The organism is Paraburkholderia sp. EG304 (assembly GCF_046543485.1).
GTDB classification, from domain to species: Bacteria; Pseudomonadota; Gammaproteobacteria; order Burkholderiales; family Burkholderiaceae; genus Paraburkholderia; species Paraburkholderia youngii.
In genome coordinates, this window is record NZ_JBKGUA010000032.1 from 75647 (window position 1) to 81860 (window position 6214).

Annotated in this window: 5 protein-coding genes and 3 pseudogenes; 3 read left to right on the plus strand and 5 right to left on the minus strand. The window is 57.5% G+C overall.

The window, feature by feature from the left end; genetic code table 11:
• The first annotated feature begins 8 nt into the window (after nt 1-8).
• A complete protein-coding gene (locus ACLFKU_RS29690) occupies nt 9-821 on the plus strand; it encodes a hypothetical protein (RefSeq protein WP_410851461.1) in 813 nt (270 codons plus the stop codon).
• A 30-nt stretch (nt 822-851) separates the two neighbouring features.
• On the opposite strand, the gene ACLFKU_RS29695 is transcribed toward ACLFKU_RS29690, so the two are convergent.
• Both ACLFKU_RS29695 and ACLFKU_RS29700 read right to left on the minus strand, forming a co-directional pair.
• A complete protein-coding gene (locus ACLFKU_RS29695; RefSeq protein ID WP_410851462.1) occupies nt 852-1328 on the minus strand; it encodes a hypothetical protein in 477 nt (158 codons plus the stop codon).
• A 203-nt stretch (nt 1329-1531) separates the two neighbouring features.
• The gene (locus ACLFKU_RS29700) at nt 1532-1930 is read right to left on the minus strand and encodes a transporter substrate-binding domain-containing protein (protein WP_410851463.1); all 399 of its coding nucleotides are present in this window, start codon (nt 1928-1930) and stop codon (nt 1532-1534) included.
• A gap of 254 nt (nt 1931-2184) precedes the next feature.
• Here ACLFKU_RS29700 and ACLFKU_RS29705 point away from each other — a divergent pair.
• Both ACLFKU_RS29705 and ACLFKU_RS29710 read left to right on the plus strand, forming a co-directional pair.
• Nucleotides 2185-3107, plus strand: a pseudogene (locus ACLFKU_RS29705) (transposase); the annotation flags it as partial.
• A gap of 41 nt (nt 3108-3148) precedes the next feature.
• Nucleotides 3149-4182: pseudogene (locus ACLFKU_RS29710) on the plus strand (IS481 family transposase).
• Between the two features lie 163 nt (nt 4183-4345).
• Here the strand turns inward: ACLFKU_RS29710 and ACLFKU_RS29715 are convergent.
• The 3 genes and pseudogenes from ACLFKU_RS29715 to ACLFKU_RS29725 form a co-directional block, all read right to left on the minus strand.
• On the minus strand, nt 4346-4840 hold the full coding sequence (locus ACLFKU_RS29715; RefSeq protein ID WP_410851464.1) for a hypothetical protein: 495 nt from the start codon (nt 4838-4840) through the stop codon (nt 4346-4348).
• 143 nt (nt 4841-4983) lie between these two features.
• Nucleotides 4984-6016: pseudogene (locus ACLFKU_RS29720) on the minus strand (IS630 family transposase).
• An 11-nt stretch (nt 6017-6027) separates the two neighbouring features.
• Nucleotides 6028-6214, minus strand: a 187-nt coding sequence (locus ACLFKU_RS29725) for a hypothetical protein (RefSeq protein ID WP_410851465.1), incomplete at its 5' end; no start/stop codon positions are given.

Below are 6214 nucleotides of genomic sequence, written 5' to 3' on the forward strand. Positions count from 1 at the left end.
AACTTCGGTTGAACCGCCGTTTGTCGCCATCCGTGTATCTGGGTGTGGTTCCGCTGACGCTCGGCGCCGATGGAGTGATGCGCGTCGGTGCCTCGGGGAAAGTTGTCGACTGGCTGATCAAGATGCGTCGATTGCCTGCCGGGCTGATGCTCGACCGCGTGCTCACGCGGGGTGCAGTGGAGGAATCCGACATCGCACGGATTGTTCGCAGGCTCGGCACGTTCTACCATTCTTTGCCTGCTTGCAAACTGAGCGCGTCCACGTATCGCACGCATTTTCTGAGAGAGGTCGCAATCAACGAATCGGTGCTGGTCCGCATCATGAGCCGGCAGGCCGCTGCGGTGCGTCAACTGTGCGAAGCGCAGCGCGCGGCGGTAGCCTGTTGCGCGGCCCGACTCGAACAGCGTGTCGCGCACGGCTGGGTCAGCCAATGTCATGGCGATTTGCGTCCCGAGCACATTTGCCTGACGAGGCCGGTCGCGATCATCGATTGTCTGGAGTTTTCAGAGCGCTTGAGGACAATCGACACCCTCGATGAAGCGGGATTTCTCGCGCTCGAATGTGAGCGTCTCGGTGCGCCCAGAACCGCCAAGGCGATTCTCGATGCCTATAGCGCGTCGATGCACGACCCCGTCGACCCGTGCTTGCTGCATTTTTATCAAAGTTTCCGCGCGACTGTGCGGGCAAGATTGGCCGCGGCTCATCTTCTCGAACGCAAGATCGGACGTGTCAGGCACTGGCGCCGGCGTACGCTCGACTATCTGGAGATCGCGCAGGCTCATGCGCGACAGTGCACGGCAACGCTGAACACGGGCTCGTAGGCGCGTCGCCCGCGGTTCCCTCCAGAACCGCTACTGGGTGCCGAACCACTTGTCGCAGATCCGTTGATAAGTACCGTCTTCGCGCAAGGCGATCAACGCGCTGTCGACCCGTCTGCGCAATTGGCTGCCGATCGGAAATACGAATCCCACATCGTTTCTGTTGAACTCGGGCCCCGCTATCCTGACCAGGCCCTTTCCCTCATGAGCTGCATAGTAGTCGAGAGCCGCAGCGCCCAGCACCACGGCGTCCACCTCGCGATTCTGCAAGACTTGATATACGTGGCCGAGGTCCGGAAATTCGCGCACGTCAACGTTGTGCTCCCGAAGGTAGCCGACGGCGGAGCCGCCGTTCAGTGTGGCGACGCGCCTCCCTGGTAGATCGTTCGGTCCGTTGACGACACCTTGGATCTGCTCTACGGTCAGCATCGTTGTCAATTGAGCGGTGTAGAAAGCAACGAACACGATGCCCACCAACATCCACAGGACAGGGAGTATTCGGAGAGCCAATCAGGGGAGGCTCGTCACCCTGCGTAATCAGGGTCGTGGCTGCCCAGCAATCATGTGAAATATGCCGGGGAAGTATTTCCGATCAGAACTGGTTGCGCTGTCCTCGCGCCGTCGCTGGACGAACTACATCAGATGCGCAGCAACCACGACAATCAGGAATGCAGCGCCGAGTCAATAAACGCTCACCCGCGAAAACACCAGCCTCAGCAGGTCATGCAGCGGTCTCGGCTTCGAGGGCTGCCCTGGATCCAGCACCATGACGCGCAGGCCCACCTCCGTGATCGGATATGAGAAGTCGAATTCGCGATCACGCTCCGTCGTGTAGAAAAGGCCGGAAACGGCGACATCCGCTTGCCGGTGCGTAATTCATCGAAGACATCCTTGACGTCACGCGCCATCTCGTAGCGGCTCTCGATGCCCATTTTTGCGGCGATCGCTGTCCAAAGATCAATACTGAATCCGGTCAGCGAACCTTGCTGCTCCATTACGAATGGCGGCAGAACGAATGTGATCACACGTACCGGTGGGCTCGCGGCTTGCGCCTGTGCAGCGCAAACCAGCGTTATCGAAAGCAGCAGCGTTTTGAATAACCGCCTGAACATATCGTCTGCGGTCTCCAGTTCCTTTGCTGCGCGAGGATCCCGCGGCGTAAGTCAGGACAGGACAAAGGGGGGCGGTCAGGCATTGTCGTAGCAGTTCGGTATCCTGGAAGACATCGATCGACGGGAGTGATTCGCGATGATGGGTCAATTGGGCAGCGGACAGGACAAACTCTTATACTCGTTCAACCTCGATAATCACGTCCCTCGTGAGCACCTGTTGAGAGGCATCGATCACTTCCTGGACTCCGGGTTCCGAGCCCGTCGACTGGGGTTGCGTCAAAGGCCAAAGCCGCGCAGTGAGGGAATATCTAAAAGCTTTGGACGACGCGAATTCCGCCGGCGCAAACGCGGCTGAGGAGGCCGAGATATCGACACCTCCAAAGAAGATATCCTTGACTGATCCCGCGGCGAGCTGGACAGCTGCGAAGGGTAGCTCGGCGTTCTTTGCCTACTCGACCACTTATCTGATTGACCTGCAGGCAGGGACTATCGTAGACGTTGAGGCGACGCACGCGAACTGTTGGCACGAAGTGGAATCAACCAGGACGATCCTTGACCGCGTTGAGTGGCGGCATGATCTCAAACCTCGAAGTCTTGCAGGCGACACCGCGTATGGCTCAGCTTCGATGCTTGCCCGGATGATCGAGGAGAAAGGGATTGCACCGCATATTCCGGTCTGGGATAAAACCGCACGCAACGACAACACATTGTCGAGCAGTGAGTTCCAATGGAATGAGCAGGCCAATGAATATCGCTGTCCCACCGGACACGCAGTACGCAGTGATCGGCACAAATTCAGGAATCCGCGCTCGCGTGTCACGAAGGCTGACACGATCATGTATCGGGCCGGCTCGACTGCAAGAGCTGTTCGATGAAGGATTGCTGCTGTCCGAATACACCGTTCCGCAAGATCGCTCGCAGCATCCATGAGGCTGCGCGTGACCAAACGAGGCGTATTGCGAAGGCGCCTGAATATAGCCGATCCTGCCGTGAGCGAAAGAAGGTGGAAATGCTCTTCGCTCATCTCAAACGCATTCTGAAGCTCGGCCGCCTCAGACTGCGGGGTCTAAGCGGTGCCCATGATGAGTTTCTGATGGCAGCGACTGCGCAAAACCTGCGAAGAATGGCCACGCGGCTTATTCCAAGAAGCAAGCAGATGAATCGGGCGGTTGCATGACGTGTGTGATTCGCACACATCGTTTCAACTGAAATGAAGCGATGGACCGCGAGGTTGCGACTCGGTTACGTTGGGTGCTGATGTATCACGAGACCGGCAGCGCCGGTCTCGTATGTGCGCGATGCGGCATTTCGAGACCGACACTTCGCAAATGGTTACGACGCTACCGGGATGCTGGCGAAGAAGGTCTGCGCTCGCGAAGCCGCCGCCCTCTCAACGGTCCAAACCGAAAGGTTTCCGAAGCCGATCGGGCGACGATTCTCCGGTTGCGCGCAGAACGAAAGGGAGCACGCCGGATTCAGAACGAGTTGCGGCTACATGAGCAAAGAGAGCTGTCCCTCGCGACCATTCACAAGGTTCTGACTGAGGCGTCTGTGAAGCCGTTAGCGCGCCCCAGACGGCCTGCAAATCCCAAACGCTATAGCCGCCCAGTTCCCGGGGATCGAGTCCAGATGGACACGATGAAGATCGCGCGAGGTGTCTATCAATACACTGCCATCGACGGCTGCTCGCGTTTCCGCGTTCTGGCTGTTTATCCCCGCAGAAACGCCAGAAATACGCTGCTTTTTCTTGATCGTGTCATCGAGGAAATGCCATTTCCAATCCAGCGTATCCAGACCGACAGGGGCGGCGAGTTCTTCGCCGACTCGGTGCAGCGGCGTCTGATGAGCGAGTGCATCAAATTCCGACCAATTCCGCCGCGCTCCCCACACCTCAACGGCAAAGTCGAGCGCTCACAGCTTACTGACCTCAACGAGTTCTGGTCCCACCATGCCCCGACCGAGGACGAGATCGATCGGCGAATTGAGGAGTGGCAGTTCGACTACAATTGGCGCCGCCCGCACGGATCACTCGGTGGTAAGACGCCCGTCGACCGCATCGCAGACGTGAACGAAATCACACCTCTCGCGGAGCAGGTGGAAAACGCCTACGACGGGCTGAAGGAGAGGATACGACATCGCGAATGGCGGGTTGACAAGATCCTTGCCGAACATCACCGGCGCGTGCCTGAGTTTGCGTCTCCTAACGAGCCGCAAACTCAGGCACGCCGAGAAAACGGCATTCAAGAAATTGAAACGATGTCTGTGAATCGCACACATGACGATCAACGGGGACCGTTGCCTCGTTCCCGTTCGCTGCTTCCCCGATCGCGACGTTCTGCCAGGTCCAGTGTCTCCGCCCAAAACGCGACTTTTTCGACACGATTGAAGTAATTGGATCATCCGCTCGCGCGGACTTTACTGGGGCGAGGCAGGAGGTCCCATCCAGTACTGCTGTTGCCACATCATGTTGTTCATCATTTCCTGCTGCATCCGCAGGTACTGGTCAGTCATATACTGGCGCTTCTTGAGCTGTTCAGGTGTCAACTGCGAGTAATATCCTCCCATGTGCCCCCATCCACCCATCATGCCGGGGCCCATCCCACCGTATCCCATCATGCCGGAGCCCCACATGCCGTGCAAGGTGCCCATTGCGGTCTGCATCGTAGCCCAGTGTTTCTGCAGGAGCTTCTGACGTTCCTGCGGGTCATGGGTCTTGCGAATCTGATCCATCTGCGCTTGCATGGTCTTCATCTGCTCTTGAAACTGAGCCAGCTTCTTGTCGAATGCAGCAGTATCCGGACTTTGAGATTTTGAACTGCTTTGTGCGGCAGCCGCGTCTTTGGACGCAGCAAGGAGCGTCGGCGAAGTCAATGCGGTGCATAGAGTCATCGCGAAAAAAAGCTTCTTCATTGTTGCCTCCGGGTGTGCAGGGCGCGACTTACAAGTCGCTGTCGCCGATTTCGAGCCTACTCGGCAATTCGCACCCCCTCTTGATGTGCGTCAATGACCGCTCGCGCAGTACTAGAGCTTGTACGGTGGCGGTGGAGGATTACTCATACGTCAGAAATATAGCGGACAGATTGATGCCTAAAAAAGGATCGAACAAGGCGCGGATCGCTCCTGATTTGTGAAAGCTGTTCGTGAATTTTTGAGCCCAACTTTTCACCTTTTTGAAGCGGGCGTCGCGCGACGCCGGTCCGCTTCACGTGACTCCACACCAGTTCATCTTGATTGAGGTCTCGATGCGTAACCAGGCAGGAAATGCAAAGTCAACTTGCCCTGCGTGCTAGCGATATAGTCCTTAATGACGGCTTTCTTATGCGCTGGCAATCCGTCGACGATCAAATGAACCGCTTTTTTCCGATTGAACATCAACGTCTTGAGCAGTTCCACGAACAACTCGCCACTAAGTGCCCCATCATACGTTGCAAACCAGAAAGCCCCCTTCGAAATAACAGCGGACGCGGCGCTCATGCTTTGCCGTTCGCCGGACCGCTCGACCACCGGCGTCTCACCGCGCGGCGCCCACGTCCTGCCATGTACCGAGTCAGCACGGAAGCCCGATTCGTCCCAGAAGAAGATATCCGCCTTCTGCTCACGAGCCTGCCTAGCAATGCTCGGATAGGTGTCTCGCTGCCAACGCTCGATAGCTTCCGGGTCACGCTGATAAGCACGCTGCAACGGCTTTTGCGGCGTCAGGTTCAGACGCGCGAGCATCGCACCGATCGAAGCCAGACTCAGCGTGACGTCGAATCTCTGCCGTACCAGTTCACGAACCAGGTTGCGCGTCCACAAGCCAGAATCGAACCCCGTACTGCATTGGATTCTTGCCATTAACCCAGCGGATTACCCGCTGCTCCTGCGTCGCAGTAAGCGTACGTGGGCGACCTGTGCCCTTGGTCGATCGCAGCGCTCGCACACCACGACCACTGCCTCGCGCCTGCGCCCTGATCTTGTAGGCCCACGAGCGATGCATTCCATCGCGGCAACATCATTTGGATGCTCACCTTCAGCCATACGCTGAACTGCAAGGATACGCATCTCTTCGAGCGTGTTGTGAGCCAGGCTCCGGCCATCTCTTTTCATGTGCGATGCTCTCAATAGCTATCGCTCAAGCATATGCCGCCTGTCCGCAAAATTCCTGACTTATGAGTAATTGCGTATTTCGGATGAACGTGACCGGCCGTTTCGGGATCGTGACCGGGGATTTCGGCAACGTGACCGGTCATTTCGGGAACGTGACCGAGCGGACCGGACGGCAGGATTGGCGTTGCGCATGACATC

Coding starts and splice junctions, on each gene's coding strand:
- ACLFKU_RS29700 (WP_410851463.1), bottom strand. CDS start 1,930: ATGTTCAGGCGGTTATTCAAAACGCTGCTGCTTTCGATAACGCTGGTT.
- ACLFKU_RS29715 (WP_410851464.1), bottom strand. CDS start 4,840: ATGAAGAAGCTTTTTTTCGCGATGACTCTATGCACCGCATTGACTTCG.